Annotated in this window: 17 protein-coding genes; 11 read left to right on the forward strand and 6 right to left on the reverse strand. The window is 59.6% G+C overall.

The features are described 5' to 3' along the window. Positions 1 to 35 precede the first annotated feature (35 nt). Positions 36 to 728 (forward strand): metal-dependent hydrolase, encoded by a 693-nt coding sequence (locus WNY39_RS04135; RefSeq protein WP_342844267.1) that lies wholly within the window; start codon positions 36 to 38, stop codon positions 726 to 728. Between the two features lie 2 nt (positions 729 to 730). Here WNY39_RS04135 and WNY39_RS04140 read toward each other — a convergent pair whose 3' ends face one another. Genes WNY39_RS04140 through WNY39_RS04150 form a run of 3 tightly spaced genes read right to left on the reverse strand, consistent with a single transcriptional unit; the run spans position 731 to position 2,223 of the window. Then, positions 731 to 1,147 (reverse strand): hypothetical protein, encoded by a 417-nt coding sequence (locus WNY39_RS04140; protein WP_342844269.1) that lies wholly within the window; start codon positions 1,145 to 1,147, stop codon positions 731 to 733. Beyond that, complete coding sequence (locus tag WNY39_RS04145; protein ID WP_342844271.1) at positions 1,144 to 1,764, reverse strand: DUF5671 domain-containing protein; 621 nt, start codon at positions 1,762 to 1,764, stop codon at positions 1,144 to 1,146. Before WNY39_RS04145 ends, WNY39_RS04140 begins: the two co-directional genes overlap by 4 nt. 3 nt (positions 1,765 to 1,767) lie before the next feature. After that, positions 1,768 to 2,223 carry a nucleoside deaminase gene (locus WNY39_RS04150; RefSeq protein WP_342844273.1) on the reverse strand — a complete coding sequence of 152 codons (456 nt, stop codon included), beginning with the start codon at positions 2,221 to 2,223 and terminating at the stop codon, positions 1,768 to 1,770. Positions 2,224 to 2,286: 63 nt separating this feature from the next. On the opposite strand from WNY39_RS04150, the gene WNY39_RS04155 reads away from it, so the two are divergent. From WNY39_RS04155 to dtd, 10 genes are all read left to right on the forward strand, one after another. Beyond that, the gene (locus WNY39_RS04155; protein WP_341234956.1) at positions 2,287 to 3,297 is read left to right on the forward strand and encodes a pseudouridine synthase; all 1,011 of its coding nucleotides are present in this window, start codon (positions 2,287 to 2,289) and stop codon (positions 3,295 to 3,297) included. A gap of 96 nt (positions 3,298 to 3,393) precedes the next feature. Further along, the gene (locus WNY39_RS04160; RefSeq protein WP_342844276.1) at positions 3,394 to 3,624 is read left to right on the forward strand and encodes a hypothetical protein; all 231 of its coding nucleotides are present in this window, start codon (positions 3,394 to 3,396) and stop codon (positions 3,622 to 3,624) included. Further along, positions 3,624 to 4,520, forward strand: a complete 897-nt coding sequence (locus WNY39_RS04165) for a 5-bromo-4-chloroindolyl phosphate hydrolysis family protein (RefSeq protein WP_342844278.1) — start codon at positions 3,624 to 3,626, stop codon at positions 4,518 to 4,520. The genes WNY39_RS04160 and WNY39_RS04165 overlap by 1 nt, the downstream gene beginning before the upstream one ends. A 35-nt stretch (positions 4,521 to 4,555) precedes the next feature. Further along, a complete protein-coding gene (locus WNY39_RS04170; protein WP_341234959.1) occupies positions 4,556 to 5,722 on the forward strand; it encodes a toxic anion resistance protein in 1,167 nt (388 codons plus the stop codon). Between the two features lie 15 nt (positions 5,723 to 5,737). Continuing rightward, complete coding sequence (locus tag WNY39_RS04175; protein WP_342844280.1) at positions 5,738 to 6,697, forward strand: DUF2927 domain-containing protein; 960 nt, start codon at positions 5,738 to 5,740, stop codon at positions 6,695 to 6,697. Positions 6,698 to 6,729: 32 nt separating this feature from the next. Next, positions 6,730 to 7,839, forward strand: coding sequence for an SPFH domain-containing protein (locus WNY39_RS04180; RefSeq protein WP_342844282.1), 1,110 nt, complete (start codon positions 6,730 to 6,732; stop codon positions 7,837 to 7,839). A gap of 10 nt (positions 7,840 to 7,849) precedes the next feature. Beyond that, positions 7,850 to 8,260 (forward strand): Rid family hydrolase, encoded by a 411-nt coding sequence (locus tag WNY39_RS04185; RefSeq protein ID WP_342844284.1) that lies wholly within the window; start codon positions 7,850 to 7,852, stop codon positions 8,258 to 8,260. A 57-nt stretch (positions 8,261 to 8,317) separates the two neighbouring features. Continuing rightward, positions 8,318 to 9,445: a primosomal protein N' (replication factor Y) - superfamily II helicase gene (locus WNY39_RS04190; RefSeq protein ID WP_342844286.1), complete on the forward strand. Its 1,128-nt coding sequence runs from the start codon at positions 8,318 to 8,320 to the stop codon at positions 9,443 to 9,445. After that, entirely contained in the window at positions 9,442 to 10,116 is a 675-nt protein-coding gene (locus tag WNY39_RS04195) for a nitroreductase family protein (RefSeq protein WP_342844288.1), read from the forward strand. The genes WNY39_RS04190 and WNY39_RS04195 overlap by 4 nt, the downstream gene beginning before the upstream one ends. 1 nt (position 10,117) lies before the next feature. Further along, on the forward strand, positions 10,118 to 10,564 hold the full coding sequence (dtd, locus tag WNY39_RS04200; RefSeq protein ID WP_342844290.1) for a D-aminoacyl-tRNA deacylase: 447 nt from the start codon (positions 10,118 to 10,120) through the stop codon (positions 10,562 to 10,564). A 57-nt stretch (positions 10,565 to 10,621) separates the two neighbouring features. Here dtd and WNY39_RS04205 read toward each other — a convergent pair whose 3' ends face one another. Genes WNY39_RS04205 through WNY39_RS04215 form a run of 3 tightly spaced genes read right to left on the reverse strand, consistent with a single transcriptional unit; the run spans position 10,622 to position 15,350 of the window. Next, positions 10,622 to 11,812, reverse strand: coding sequence for an HlyD family efflux transporter periplasmic adaptor subunit (locus WNY39_RS04205; protein ID WP_342844292.1), 1,191 nt, complete (start codon positions 11,810 to 11,812; stop codon positions 10,622 to 10,624). Further along, the gene (locus WNY39_RS04210; RefSeq protein ID WP_342844294.1) at positions 11,809 to 14,031 is read right to left on the reverse strand and encodes an ATP-binding cassette domain-containing protein; all 2,223 of its coding nucleotides are present in this window, start codon (positions 14,029 to 14,031) and stop codon (positions 11,809 to 11,811) included. Before WNY39_RS04210 ends, WNY39_RS04205 begins: the two co-directional genes overlap by 4 nt. Further along, entirely contained in the window at positions 14,028 to 15,350 is a 1,323-nt protein-coding gene (locus WNY39_RS04215) for a TolC family protein (RefSeq protein WP_342844296.1), read from the reverse strand. Before WNY39_RS04215 ends, WNY39_RS04210 begins: the two co-directional genes overlap by 4 nt. Positions 15,351 to 15,393 lie beyond the last annotated feature (43 nt).

Here is a 15,393-nt window from a genome sequence, read left to right on the forward strand (position 1 = left end):
GCTACAGTCGGGTGAATCAACCAAAGGGAAGACACATGAATATCATCTGGCTCGGCCACGGCAGCTTTCGCATCGAAATCGAAGATCAGGTGATTTTGATCGATCCTTGGCTTACCGGAAATCCGATGCTGGGCGATGAACACCACGCCGCGGCTCTTGAGGGCACCACGCAGATTTTGGTGACCCACGGCCATTTTGACCACAGCCAAGACCTCAAGATGGTGGCGCAGAAAACCGGCGCGCCGGTTGCGGGTATGGTTGAACTGATGGGATATTTTGCCGCGCAAGGGGTCGAAAACACGACCGGATTCAACAAGGGCGGCACGATTAAATGCGGCAAGGTGGCTGTGACCATGGTGCCCGCTTCGCATTCGTCTTCGGTCGATGGCGATAACGGCCCGATTTACATGGGTGCTGAAACCGGCTTCATGATTTCAGGCGAAGGCCACACCATCTATGTCTCGGGTGACACCGGCATCTTGGCTGACATGGATTGGATGGGGGATTACCACAAACCCGACATCGGCATCCTATCTGCGGGTGGGGATTACACGATGGACATGGCCCAAGCAGCCTATGCAGCCAAAAGATACTTTGATTTCAAAACCGTGATCCCCTGCCACTACCGCACCTTCGGCGCGCTTGAACAATCCGCCGAGGTCCTTGTCGCAGGACTGCCCGGCGTCAATGTGATTGAGCCTGAGGTGATGGAACCGATCACGCTTTAGCGTTACTCCGCGACAGGCAGCTGACGCTTGATACAGACCATATTACCGTCGCGCAGGATCAGATCGTTTCGATACGGCAGCGTCCTGCGCGCGGTTTCAGGGTTGATGGCCAGTTCCGCGCAGACCTCAAAGCTGTTTGGGTCTAGGCGGGTATAACCATAGGGTTCCTTGGTCACCGGATCACGCTGTTGTATATCCTGATATCCTGGGCACGGTTGCACATCTGCAAGGCTCTCTGGCAACTCGCGCTCTGACTGGCCTTTACAAGCGATCTGGTCCGCCAACGCGCCAAGGTCAGATACCCGTTGGCGGTCCTGTTCGACCATGCGGGCATAACCCGGCCCGCCAACCACCCAAAGCCCTGCACCGATTGCCACAGCGACCATCAGGCAAAACCCGACAAGCAACACGCGGTTCATTCGGCGTCCTCTTGCCGTATCGCGTTATAATAGAACAGAAATATCCCACCTGCGACCAGCCCGACGATCCCCGCCTTTAGCATGAATTGCGCGGTGAAATCCCCTGTCAGCAGGGCATAGATCGTCGCGACCAGATCCCCCAGCAACGTTCCAGCCGCCAGCAAAAGCGCGATATATGTCAGCCATTTGCGGATTGCCGACCGGTGCAGCGCAGGGTCACGGGCCAACCTGCCACGTTCGCGCAGGGTCAGCCACAGGTACAGCGGGGCCGTGACGATCAGAACGGACACGCCAAAACGAATCCGCCCGAACGCTGCATAGCCGTCCTCCTCGAACAGCAAATCAACAAGCACCTGCAACACGATCACCAGATTGACGGCACCGACTAGCAATATGCCAAAGGTCAGCGCATAAACAAAGAAATCGCGCGCCGACACGGTTTGCACAGGGCGTGGCACCGGTGGGCTAAATGCCGTTTCGGCCCATGCAGCCAATGCGTCGCTGATCTCGCTCTCGCTCCACCCCGCGTGGATCAACGCGGCAGTGATCTCTGCGCGGCTTTTGCCCGCGACCAGCGCGTCGCGGATGAAAAGGCTCAACTCGTCTCGGCTTGCCATGGGCTATCCTTTTCTTTTGCCTGCGAAAAAATCGGTCAGCATGGCTTGGGCCTCTTGCCCTGCGATGTCGTCATAGACTTCGGGTACATGGTGGCATTGCGGATGGCTAAACACCCGCGCCCCTTGGGCCACGCCGCCAGATTTAGGATCGCTGGCTCCGTAATACAGCCGTGCAATCCGCGCCGCCGAAATCGCGCCCGCACACATCGCGCAGGGTTCCAGCGTGACATAAAGCGCGTGCCCGCCCAACCGTTCTGATCCGACGGCTTCGCAGGCCGCGCGGATGGCCAGCATCTCGGCATGGGCGGTGGGATCGTTCAACTCACGCGTCCTGTTGCCCGCTGCGGCCACGATCTGCCCTTGTGGTCCGACGACCACGGCACCCACCGGTACCTCGCCGCGCAAGGCGGCGGCGCGGGCTTGTTCCAACGCGGCAGACATATATGAAGTAAAGGCCATCCCCGCACTTGGCCGCAAATGCAGGCCTTTCGCAAGGGCATGAAACAAGGTAAGCGCTGAATTATGAGCCAAGATAAACCCACACAGCCCCCCCAATCCGGCACACCCGCCGGCGACCGTATCGCCAAAGTCTTGGCCCGCGCTGGCCTTGCCAGCCGCCGGGAAGCCGAGCGCATGATCGAAGCGGGGCGCGTGCGCGTCAACGGCGTGCAAATCGATTCGCCCGCGTTGAACGTGACGGCGGCCGATCAAATCAGCGTTGATGGCAAACCTGTGGGCGACCCTGAACCGCCGCGCATGTGGCTGTATCACAAGCCGACAGGCATTGTGACGACCAACCGCGACGAAAAAGGCCGCGGCACGATCTTTGATGATCTGCCCGAAGATATGCCCCGCGTGATGAGCGTGGGACGGCTCGATTTAAACTCCGAAGGGTTGCTGCTGCTGACCAATGACGGCGAGGTGAAGCGCAAGCTTGAGCTGCCCTCGAACGGTTGGTTGCGCCGCTACCGTGTTCGCGTGAATGGCCGCCCCTCTGACGAAGTGCTTGAGCCCTTGCGCAAAGGCATCACAGTCGATGGCGAAGAATTCCAACCGATGACAGTCACACTAGACCGGCAGCAAGGCGCAAACGCGTGGCTGACCGTCGGCCTGCGCGAAGGTAAAAACCGCGAGATTCGCCGCGCCATGGAAGCGGTGCATCTGTCGGTAAACCGCTTGATCCGCACCAGCTATGGCCCGTTTCAGCTGGGTGAATTGAAACCCGGCGAAGTCGAAGAGCTGAAGCGCAAGGTCGTGCGCGACCAGTTGGGCCTTGAGATCGAGGACAACACCGGCACCGCCGTTAAGAAAAAGCCGAGCCATATTGTGAAGCGCAAGCCGCGCAAACCCGGCGTTCCCGGCCCCGGTCGCCCCGGCCTGCCCAAAGAACCGGGCGAAAAGACCGCGACAGGCAAAACCATCCCCGGCAAGCCCAAGCCCGGTTACGGCAAATCCAAGCCCGCGCGCCCCGCATCAGACGGACCTGCCCCGCGCAAGTTCGGCACCCGTGTGAAAAGCACCCGCAAACCCTGAAATTTGCACATGGGGGCACGTTGGGGTCCCTGTGCCCGCAGAATCCCTAGCGGCCCGCCGCCTGAGCCCCTATATATGGGACAGAAGGAAATTTAGATGGGTCGATTGTTTCTATTTGCCGCGCTGTTTGTGCTAATCCTTGTGATTGGCTACGTACTGTTAACAATTATGGCGCGGGTTTTGGGTGCAGGGCAGAATATGTTGCGATCCCCTTACGGACTAAACAAAGAGGGCCAGATGGTACCCACACCGTTTCAAAAGATCACTTATGCTGCGTTGATTGTGTTGTTGTTCGGCGTGGCGACGGGCTGGCTGGGGGGCCTGTAATGGCGAAACGGTACGGCGGTAAATACAGCCAAGACGGTGACACAGCGCAATCAGATGGCCAGCCTACCCAGCACCGCTCCGGTGCAAGACGGGTCGAGGTTGATCCCGTCGGCGGTCGTGCGAATGTTTTATTCATCCCCGCGATTCCACTGGTTTTCATGTCCCTGAATGATGGTGCGCAAGGGTTGGCCTTGGGCCTGATCGCGGCCGGATCGCTGACCGGTGCAGCACTTATGCTGCGCGAGGGGCTCAAGGCCGAGGCGGCTTATATCGCCCGCAAAGTCGCGGAACGCCCAGCCTTGCCCCGCAAGATGATCGCGAGCGTTCTGACCGGTTTTGGCGTTGGTTTGGCCGCGTATAAAAATGACCCCGGCGTTGCGGCTGCTGTAATTTATGGGCTGGCGGCCCTTGGCCTGCATGTGTCGGCCTTTGGCATTGATCCACTTTCGTCCAAGGGGATGGAGGGGATCGACAGCTTTCAAAAAGGCCGCGTTGCCCGTGTGGTCGAAGAGGCCGAAAAACATCTGACGGCCATGAGCACTGCCATTGCACGCGCGGGCGACCGTCAAGCCACCGAGCGGCTGGCGGATTTCCAGACAACCGCCCGCACTCTGATCCGCACCGTGGAGGAAGACCCCCGTGATTTGACGGGCGCGCGAAAATACCTGTCGGTTTATCTGCAGGGTGCGCGCGATGCGACGCTCAAGTTTGCTGATATCTATGCCAATACCCGCGATGCGCAGGCGCGCGCCGACTATCTGGCCCTGCTGGATGATCTGGACAAAAACTTTGCCGCGCGCACGCAAAAATCGCTATTGGAAGACAAGACAGACCTGAACATTGAGATTGATGTGCTGCGCGAGCGGCTTTCCCGAGAAGGCGTGCGCCTGAAGTAACGCGCCTTGACCACAGCAAAGAGAGATATACCCACATGTCCGACATCGTTCGCGAAAAAGCCGCCCAAACAGAAGCATTGGTCGAAGAGGTCAACGCGCTTGTGCTGGCCGAACCCGCGCCCGCCGACGCCATTGTGCCGCTGGACAAGGCCAAAGGCAAAGTGAGCAAGGAAATCAAAACCCGCATGGCCGAGATCGACATGACCGAGACCCAGTCGATTATCGCGTTCGGGTCTGCCGCACAGGCCGAATTGCAAGAAATCAGCCAAGCGATGCTGCAAGACGTGCGCAACAAGGATGTCGGCCCCGCCGGTGACAGCCTGCGCAACATCGTCACCACCATCCGTGGCTTTTCCGTATCCGAACTGGACGTCCGCCGTGACCGCAGCTGGTGGGAACGCCTGCTGGGCCGCGCAGCACCCTTCGCCAAATTCACAGCCCGGTTTGAAAAGGTCCAAGGCCAGATTGACCGCGTCACGGACGAGCTGCTGAGCCACGAACACACGCTGCTGAAAGACATCAAATCCCTTGATTTGCTGTACGAAAAGACATTGCAGTTCTACGATGAACTGGCGCTTTATATTGCAGCGGGCGAGGCTAAGATGGCCGAACTGGACGCCAAGGATATTCCCGCAATGGAAGCCGCGGTAGAGGCCGCAGATGAAAACGATCAGGTGATCAAGGCCCAAGAATTGCGCGATATGCGCGCCGCCCGCGATGATCTGGAACGCCGCGTGCATGATCTGAAACTGACGCGTCAGGTGACCATGCAGTCGCTTCCGTCGATCCGTCTGGTTCAGGAAAACGACAAATCCCTGGTTACCAAGATCAATTCGACCCTCGTTAACACCGTGCCGCTGTGGGAAACGCAACTGGCGCAAGCCGTGACAATCCAGCGGTCGCGCGAGGCGGCAGTCGCCGTGCGCGAAGCCAATGACCTGACCAATGAATTGCTGACGTCGAACGCGAAAAACCTGCGCGAAAGCAACAAGATCATCCGCACCGAGATGGAGCGCGGCGTGTTCGATATTGAAGCGGTCAAACAGGCCAATGCAGACCTGATCGGCACCATCGAGGAATCGCTGCAAATCGCGGATGAAGGCAAAGCCAAACGGGCCGCTGCCGAAAAGGATCTGCAGGAAATGGAAGCAAACCTGCGCGATACACTCGCCGCGGCCTCGGCCTCCAAAGCTGCGGTATAATTCAAGGGCGCTTAGATGGCATTGAAGGGCGGTCAGTTCAAACGCTGGATGGTGACAGGCGCAGCAGCATTGCTGCTAAGCGCCTGCGCCTTTCAATCAGGCGTGAACCCGACCCTGAAACCCATTGGGCGGCCCGACGCGGCCGCCCTGCCCCTTCCGGATGTGGCCCAGCCCACATCACAAGAAAGCGCGCGCCTGCGCAGCTATTTCAATCAGGTGCAGCAAGCGCAGTTAAGCCAAGGTTTGCTGCGCAGTGACGGTGGCGGCCCCGACACGCCCTATACCGCCGAAATGTTGGCGCGCAACTTTGAACAAATTGCGTTTTACAACGAATATAACGCCAGCTTTTCAGGGCGCGGTGAAAAGACGTTGATGCGCCGTTGGGATCAACCTGTGCGCATGGCTGTTGTTTTTGGCGACAGTGTCCCGCCGTCCACTCGCGAGACCGACGGTGCTGCGGTGCGCGCCTATGCCGGGCGGCTGTCGGGGATCACCGGCCATCCGATCACCCTGCGTGGTGATCCAAATTTCATGGTGATCATTGCTGGTGAAGACGACCGTGAGGCCGCACTTGTTCAAGCAGCCCAGCGCATTCCCGGTGTCACCCCCGCCAGCCTAAGCGCGTTGCGCAACCTGCGCCGCGACACCTATTGCATCGTTGCGGCCTATGCAGGTGGGGCTGATCCCAGCACCTACACCGCCGCCGTCGCCGTGATCCGCGCCGAAAACCCGTCGCTGATGCGCCTATCGTGCATTCACGAAGAGCTGGCCCAAGGCCTAGGTCTGGCCAATGACAGCCCCACCGCGCGCCCGTCGATCTTTAACGATGACGACGAATTTGCATTGCTGACCCGTCACGACGAAGACCTGCTGAAAATCCTATACGATCCCCGCCTCAAAGCGGGGATGAGCGCCGAACAAGCCGCGCCAATCGTCCGCACCATCGCCCGCGAATTAACGGGCGGCCCCCTTTAGACTGCTGCCACCTTACCGAAAGGACCAACCCCATGGGTATTCTCGATTTCCTATCTGGCCAATTCATCGACGTCATTCATTGGACCGATGACACCCGCGATACCATGGTCTGGCGGTTTGAACGCGAAGGCCACGAAATCAAATACGGGGCCAAGCTGACCGTGCGCGAAGGTCAGGCGGCCGTGTTTGTTCACGAGGGGCAGATTGCCGATGTGTTCACCCCCGGTCTTTATATGCTCGAGACCAACAACATGCCGATCATGACATCGCTTCAGCATTGGGATCACGGCTTTAAAAGCCCCTTCAAATCCGAGATTTATTTCGTCAACACCACGCGGTTCAATGACCTGAAATGGGGCACCAAAAACCCCATCATCCTGCGTGATCCGGAATTCGGCCCCGTGCGCCTGCGCGCCTTTGGCACCTATTCGGTCAAAGTGTCTGACCCCGCACATTTCCTGACCGAGATTGTAGGCACCGACGGCGAATTCACCATGGACGAGATCAGCTATCAGATCCGCAACATCATCGTACAGGAATTCTCGCGCAGCATTGCGATGTCGAAAATCCCGATCCTTGATATGGCCGCCAACACCCGCGAGCTGGGCAAGCTGATCAGCACCGAAATATCGGCAACGGTCGGCGAATATGGTTTGTCGATCCCCGAACTATATGTCGAAAACGTCTCTCTGCCGCCCGCAGTTGAGCAGGTATTGGACAAACGGTCGTCAATGGGAATGATTGGTGATTTGAACCAATACACCCAATTCCAAGCCGCCGAGGCGCTTGGCCGTGATGGCGGTGCAGGTGCGGCGATGCAGGCCGGTTTGGGTGCCGGATTGGGCATGCAGATTGGTGCTGCCGCAGCGGCCCAAGCTGGTCCTTGGGGCCCGCGCCCGACCGCCGCACACACCCCGCCGCCCCCACCGATTGCCGACAAGGTCTGGCATCTGGCCGAGAATGGTCAAACCAAGGGGCCGTTTTCAAAGGCCGCCCTTGGCCGCATGGCCGCAGATGGTGCAATGACCCGCGAAACATTCGTATGGACACCGGGCCAAGACGGCTGGATGAAAGCCGATGATGTGGATGAACTGGCCCAGCTCTTTACCGTCATGCCGCCCCCACCACCCCCGGCCGGATAAGGGACCCGTTATGGCGCGGCAGGTTGTCTCTCCCTCCGAACTGGCCCAGCTTGTTGCGGCAACTGGGTTCTCCCCCGCCGTACGCGCGGGGGATTTCCTGTTCCTGACCGGTGCGACGGGCGGCGATGCGGAAGGCTTGATGCCGCCCGAAATTGCAGCGCAGGTGCGAAATGCCTTGGGCAAGGCGCTGCATATCATTGGCGCGGCGGGTGGCACCGCCGACAGCATTGTCGAACTCACCAGCTATCACATCGGGTTGAAATATCATTTTGATCAGGTCGACCATGTCATGCGTGACATGCTGGGCCTTCCCCTGCCTGCATGGACAGCGGTTGAGGTCGCAGATTTGCGCCGCCCCGGAGCCTTGATCGAATGTCGCATTGTGGCCCATCTGCCGCCCGCCAAACCTGACCGTAAATGACCCGCGCACCATGGCCCCGCTTAAACTTCGCACCCGGCAGACCTAAAGGATGCAGTGATGTCTGACACCCCATCCTTTGCCGCGCCGCCCCCACCGCCAGCCCCGGTGGAAGAACATCGTTTTCCCTGTGACAGATGTGGATCGGACCTTCGGTTTGATCCGGCCGAGTATAAGCTGGTCTGTGACCATTGCGGCAATTCCGAACCCATAGCGGGCAAGCGGTCGCATCAAACGATTGCTGAGTTGGATTTTCGCGCAGCCTTGGCGCATGCCCTGCCCCACACCGAGATGGAACAGACCCGCGTCACGACCTGCCCCAATTGCGCGGCACAAGTCGAATTTGACCAGGATAAACACGCCACCGAATGCCCCTTTTGCGCGACCCCCGTCGTGGTCGACACCGGCCTGAACCGCCATATCAAACCACGCGGCGTCTTGCCCTTTGCGCTGACCGAAAGCGTGGCCAAAGACGCGATGACAAACTGGCTGGGCAACCTGTGGTTCGCGCCGAACGGTCTAAAGGACTATGCCCGCAAGGGCCGCCGGATGCAGGGCATCTATGTCCCCTACTGGACCTACGACGCCGATACAAAATCCAGCTACACGGGCGAACGTGGCACGGTCTATTACGTGACCGTCACCGTGATGCGCGATGGCAAACGCGAACAGCGGCAGGTGCCCAAAGTGCGCTGGCGGTCAGCCTCGGGTCGGGTGGCGCGGTTCTTTGACGACGTTCTGGTACTGGCCTCAAAATCCCTATCCAAGAAGTTTACCGATGCACTGGCACCTTGGGACCTGTCCGCGCTGGAACCTTATGCCCCTGAATATCTGGCCGGTTTCCGCGCCGAGGCATATTCCGTCACCCTTGAAGACGGCTATGCCGAGGCGCGGCAGTATATGGATGCGATGATCGAACGCGACGTGCGGTTTGACATCGGCGGCGACCGGCAGCGCATCCACAACGTGCAAACCCAAGTGAGCGATGTCACGTTCAAACATATCCTGCTGCCCGTCTGGCTGGCCGCCTATAAATACCGCGGCACGACATACCGCTTCGTCGTCAATGGCCGCACTGGCAATGTCCAAGGCGAACGCCCCTATTCCGCAATCAAGATAACCCTTGCCGTGATCCTTGGCCTTTTGGCCGCCGGGGTGGTTGGCTATTTTATGGCGCTGCAAAAATGACCCAAATCGACACATTCACCGACATCCTGCAGGCACGTTATTCCTGCCGCGCCTTCAAACCCGATCCCGTCCCCGATGATGTGATCACTCAGATCATCGCTACCGCCCGCCACGTCCCCAGCTGGTGCAACGCGCAACCATGGCAGGTCACCATCACCAAAGGGGCCGCAACCGACAGGTTTCGCACCGCGCTGACGGAGGCCGCTGGCCAAGGGACGCCCCCCAACCCCGATCTAAACTGGCCCAAGGGGTATTCTGGTGTGTACGCCGAGCGCCGCCGCACCTGCGGCTTTCAGCTTTATGATGCGGTGGGCATCGACAAATCCGACCGCGCAGGCGGGGCTGCCCAAATGCTGCGCAACTATGCCCTGTTTGACGCGCCGCATGTGGCGATTATCTCTGCCCCGGCTGAACTTGGCCCCTACGGCGCGATGGACAGCGGTGGGTTTGTAACCGCCTTTACACTGGCCGCAACCGCCCTTGGCGTGGCCACCATCGCCCAAGCCGCCATTGCCGCCTATGCGCCGCTGGTGCGCGATCACCTCGATATCCCGGATGACCGGCTGATCCTCTGCGCCATCTCCTTTGGCTATGCCGACCAAGACGCCCCCATAAACCAGTTCCGCACTAAACGGGCAGACCCGACTGACATCATCGATTGGAAATCCTGATATGCGCGCCTTACTTCAGCGGGCCAAAGATGCCTCTGTCACTGTTGACGGCCAGATCATCGGGAAAATCGACGCTGGCCTGCTGATCTTTGTCTGCGCCATGCCTGATGACACCCCTGCCACCGCCGCTGCACTTGCCGCCAAAATCGCCAAGCTGCGCCTGTTCAAAGACGATGCTGGCAAGATGAACCTAAGCCTTGCACAAACAGGCGGCAGCGCGTTGATCGTCAGCCAGTTCACCCTTGCAGCCGACACATCGCGCGGCACACGCCCCGGTTTTTCACGTGCCGCAAAACCGGACCAAGCCAACGCGCTTTACGAGCACTTCATCGCCAGTATGAAAGCCCTCGACATACCCGTTCAAACCGGACAATTCGGCGCGGACATGTCGGTCGCTCTCACCAATGACGGCCCCGTCACCCTCTGGATAGACACAGCCCATCCCTAATTTCCAAATGGGCCAAAATCCTCGGGGGCCTGGGGGCAGACAGCCCCCGGTCCGACCTCAAGGCTCGCGAAACGCATCTTTGGATTTATACAGCGGCTTCAACAAATACTGCAAAACCGTCTTCGATCCGGTATGCAGCTCAACACTCGCCTGCATGCCCGGCCGTATCTGCAAAGACGCCTGACGCGGTGTCAGATGCTCCGTATCCACCTGCAAGGTGACCTTGTAATGCGGGTCGCCATCGGGGCTGCGCGACCGGTCATCCTTGAACGTATCTGCCGAAATCAACGTTACCGTGCCCTTCAGCGTCCCGTAAATCGTATAATCATAGGCCGACAGCTTGATCGTGGCCTCTTGGCCCGGGCGCACCCCGGCTATGTTTTCGGGCTTTACGCGGGCCTCGACAAACAGCTCTTCATCTATCGGGATGATCTGCAAAATCTCTTCACCCGGGCGCACAACGCCGCCGATGGTTGTCACATTCAGCGTGTTCACAATACCCCGCATGGGGCTGGTCAGAATGGTCCGGTTCAACTGGTCCATGCTGGACCTCAGGTTCTGCTTCAGCGTGGCGAGCTCTTTCAGCACGTCCGAATATTCCTGCGCGCGGTCCAGTTCGGTGCCGGTTGTAATCTCGTCCAGCTTGATCCGCGCATCGGCATGCACCTTGCGGGCGCGGGTGACTTCGATCAGCGACACGATCTTTTTCTTCAGCATGTTTTCCAGCAGCTCGCGTTCTTTGGCGGCTTGGGTCAACACCCGCCCGGCCCCGTCTGAGCGTGAGGTAAAATCGGCTTGCCGCGCTTTCAGCAATGCCTGTTCAGACGCCACAATGTCCGGTGTGCGCTGCGCAAATGCATCTGGCACCTCGAACTCGGACAGCCCTGCCATCTCGGCCTCAAGACGCAGACGGCGAATTTCAAAGGCGCTGATCTGATCCTCAAGGTCATCTACCGAGGACTGAAACTGCGTCCCGTGCAGCCGCGCTAGAACATCGCCTTTTTCAACGATATCGCCCTCACCCACGGCCAGCTCGGCCAGGATGCCCCCTTCGAGGTTTTGAATGATCTGCGGGCGCGAGCTTGAGATCATCGACCCTTCGGCGCGCACGATCTCGTCTATCCAGGCAAAGGCAGCCCATAGCACAAAGATCAGCACCGTGGCCCCACACAACCAAACCACCATCGATGGCCCGCGCAGCGTATCGTTCATCTGTGCGCCCAGATTGGTGGTGCTGCCGCTGCTCATGCAAGATGCCCTGTTTTACCAGCCAGATGGGCGAGGACTTTTTCCTTGGGTCCGTCCACGGTCATGCGGCCGTCTTGCAAGACCAGCGTACGGGTCGTCAGGGCCAATATGGGGGCGCGATGCGTGGCGATCACGGCGGTGCGCCCCGCCATCCACGTTTGCAAGCGTGACACCAGTGCCGCCTCAAGCCGTTGATCCAAGGCGGCGGTGGGTTCATCCAGCAGACAAATTGCAGGGTCTTGCAGCCACAGCCGCGCCCAACCGATGGACTGGCGCTGGCCAACAGACAGGCCTGCACCTGCGTCTTTAATCTCGAGGTCCAGACCTTTGTGATGGTTTTTCACGAACGGCCCAAGCCCTGCAAAATCAAGTGCTGCCAGCAGCCGGTCGTCGTCGCGTTCCAACAGGGTCAGGTTCAGGTTATCGCGCAGGCTGCCTGAAAACAGGCGCACGTCTTGGCCCAGATAGCCGATCAAACGGCGCAGGTCGCGAGGTTCAATCTGGGCCATCTCGGTCCCGTCAATCAGCACGCGCCCGTCTGTCGGGGCGTATAGCCCGCTGAGCATTTTCAGCAGCGACGATTTACCCGATCCATTGGACCCCAGCACAGCGACATGTTGGCCGGCCGGGATCATCAAACCTTTGATATCAAGCGTAGGCGCGCCGTCATCGTCATAGCGGAATGTCACATCGCGCAGCTCGAACTGACCACGCAGCTTTTCGCGGCGCAGGTACGTGCGGTCTTCTGCAGTGTCTTGGGGGGCCGCGACAATTGCATCCAGCCCGACCAACGCCCCTTTGACATTACCCCACCGTGCCATCGTGCCCGACAGCTGCGTGAGCGGCCCCAAGGTGCGCCCCGTGAGGATACCCACCGCAATGATCGACCCGACAGTGAACTGCCCGGCGAACACCAGATAGGTCCCAACGATAACGGCTGCGACATAGGTGGCTTGCTGGATGCCTTGGCTCCAGAACGTCAGAAAAGAAGCCAGTTTGCGTTGCTCGGATGATTTGACCGCCGTCAACGTGTTCAGCTCGGTCCACAGGCGCAAGGTGCGGTCCTCGGCGCGTTGGGTTTTGACGGTATCGAGCTCAAAGATCGCCTCGTGCAACAGCCGCGATGATTTTGTGGATGCGCCTTGGGTTTCCTGCGTCAGTTGGATCGCTTTCTTTTGCAGAAAGAACCCCGGCACCAGCATCAAGATGCCGCCCAGAACCAGCACCCAAACCACGTTGCCCGCAATGCTGGCCACGAGGAACAGAAAGACAAAGATAAACGGGATGTCGGCGATTGTGCCGATGGTCGCCGCGGTAAAGAATTCGCGTACCGATCCGAATTCGCGCATCTCCGAAAACAGCTGGTTCGGCGCTTGGCCGCGCGCGTCTGACCGCATGCCTAAAAGCCGCTTCATCAAGGTGTCTTGGACGGCCAATTCAATCTGCCGCCCGGCCCCGTCCATCAGCCGCGCCCGCGCCATTTTTAGGAAAGCTTCCATGAGCAGCGCCAGCCCCGCACCAATCGCCAGCACCCACAAGGTCGCTTCGGACTGGTGGGGGATCACGCGGTCATAGACCTGCAAGGAAAACAGCGCCACCGCGACGGCCAGCAGGTTGGCTACAAACGACCCCATCGCGACCTCGATCAATTGACGGCGATAGCGGGGGAATTGCCCCCAAAACCAATGCGCGCGGATGCTGTCGGTTTTATGGGTATTCGCGACGGTCTTTAGGGATGCCTCGGCCCGCACGATCAGCCCTGCAAAGAACGGTTCAAAATCGCTGATTGGGACCATGGCGCGGTTGTCGGCGCAGGTGGTGTCAAACACAATCAGATCGCCGCGCGATTGGCCCAGCACCAGCAGCACCTGACCGGATGTCATATAGGCAAGCGCAGGCCACAAGTTTTTGGTCAGCCCCGCAACACGGCTGACTTGGGTCAGTAAGCCTGCGCTTTTTAGGGCCTTGGCGATGGCATCTGCTTCGCGGTCGGCCTGCGCGCCTGTGGCGGGATGTGCGGCAATGGTTTCGAACAGATCACGTGCAGTGATTTCAACGCCCAGCACCCCCGCATAGGTCGCCGCCAAGGACGCACGTGCCATCAAGCGATCTTTGGGCCGATTGATGTTTTGCGCCTTGGGCTGCGGGGCATCCGCAGCTTTCAGGCCGCCCTGATTGCCGTTGGTGATCGTAAGGGTAAAGCGCGGGTTGCTGGTCAAATCGCGCTCCCGTCTGCCAGAACGCCCTGAATTTGCGCCATCTCGATGCGCAGGCGGATCACGTCATACTTCAACGCCACCTGAGACTGCTGTTGACGGGCATAGGTCTCGTAGACGCCAACCACATCCATGACCTGCCGTTGCCCCGCATCATATTGTTCCTGAAAGACATCAAGGTTCCGCTTTGCCTGCGCGGCAAGGGTGGCGGCCTCGGCGGCTTGGCGTGATTTGGCGCTGATCTGCCTTTCCAAGCGGCGCAGGTCGCGGTTTGAATCTTCGACCGATTGGCGCAGTTTTCGGGTCGCAGTTTCCCCGGCCAGCGCTGTCGCGTCCAGCGACGCTTTGGTGCCCAGCCCTAGCAGTTGATCAGAGCCGATGTTCAGACCGAATGTGCTGCCTTCGCCGACTGTGCCGCCTGCGGATAACCCCGGCAATTTGCCAGCACGTTCGACCTTGGCAGCGGCGATGCTGCGGGTCTTTTCGGCCTTGGCGCGCACCACGATCAAAGGTTCGCCTGCAAAGGCGGTCACGGGAATATCGGGCAAGCCGCGCAGATCGGTCAGCGGATGGATCGACATGGCGTTGAGTTCAGACAGCGATGTTGCCTCACGCTCGACCGCCGCGGCGTACCTCGCGCGGATCTCGGATAGTTTTTGGCCCAGAATGGTCAGGTCAGATATGTCCGACACACCGCCCTTGACCCGTTCACGCATGACCCATTCGAAATGCGACATATCCTTGAGCGTCGCCTGCCCAAGATGCGCATTTTCGCGGGCTTCAGCGGCCGTCGTATAAAGCGTCAGCGCTGTGGCCACGCGTTCGTTGGTATCTTGCGCCAGTGACACGGCCGCCACTTCGACGTCAGCGACCGCGAATTCACGTTCACCTTTGCGGCGACCATTGTCGAACAACACCTGATCGACGACCAGATTGGCGGCGACCGAGCCCAAGGACGTCAGGCTGACCTGCGGCCCGATCTGGGGCAACCAGTTCTTGCTGGCGGCCTTTGATCGCAATGTCGCTGCGCGCAATTCCGCCTCGGCCGTGCGGCTGTTCGCCGCCAGAACCGACGCCGCGACCATGTCTGCAACACTGCCCTTGGGCAATACCGAAGACCGCAGGGCCAGCCCTTGGATGATCTGACTGTCTGCGGTGACTTGTTCTGCGTATGTCGGTTTGACGGATTGCGAGGCATCGGGTGTTTTGAACCGCGCCACCATATCAGCCGGGGCAAGGCGCCCCCCCATGCCGGGCGCACAGCCGGACAGGGCCAGCGCCAGCGCGCATATGCCTCCTGCCCTTAGTCGTTTTTGCCCCATGCGCCTGCCCTTAACGTGCCGGTTTATTGTTGTATCGGCGCGG

It is taken from the genome of Sulfitobacter sp. AS59 (assembly GCF_038899995.1).
GTDB lineage: Bacteria > Pseudomonadota > Alphaproteobacteria > Rhodobacterales > Rhodobacteraceae > Sulfitobacter.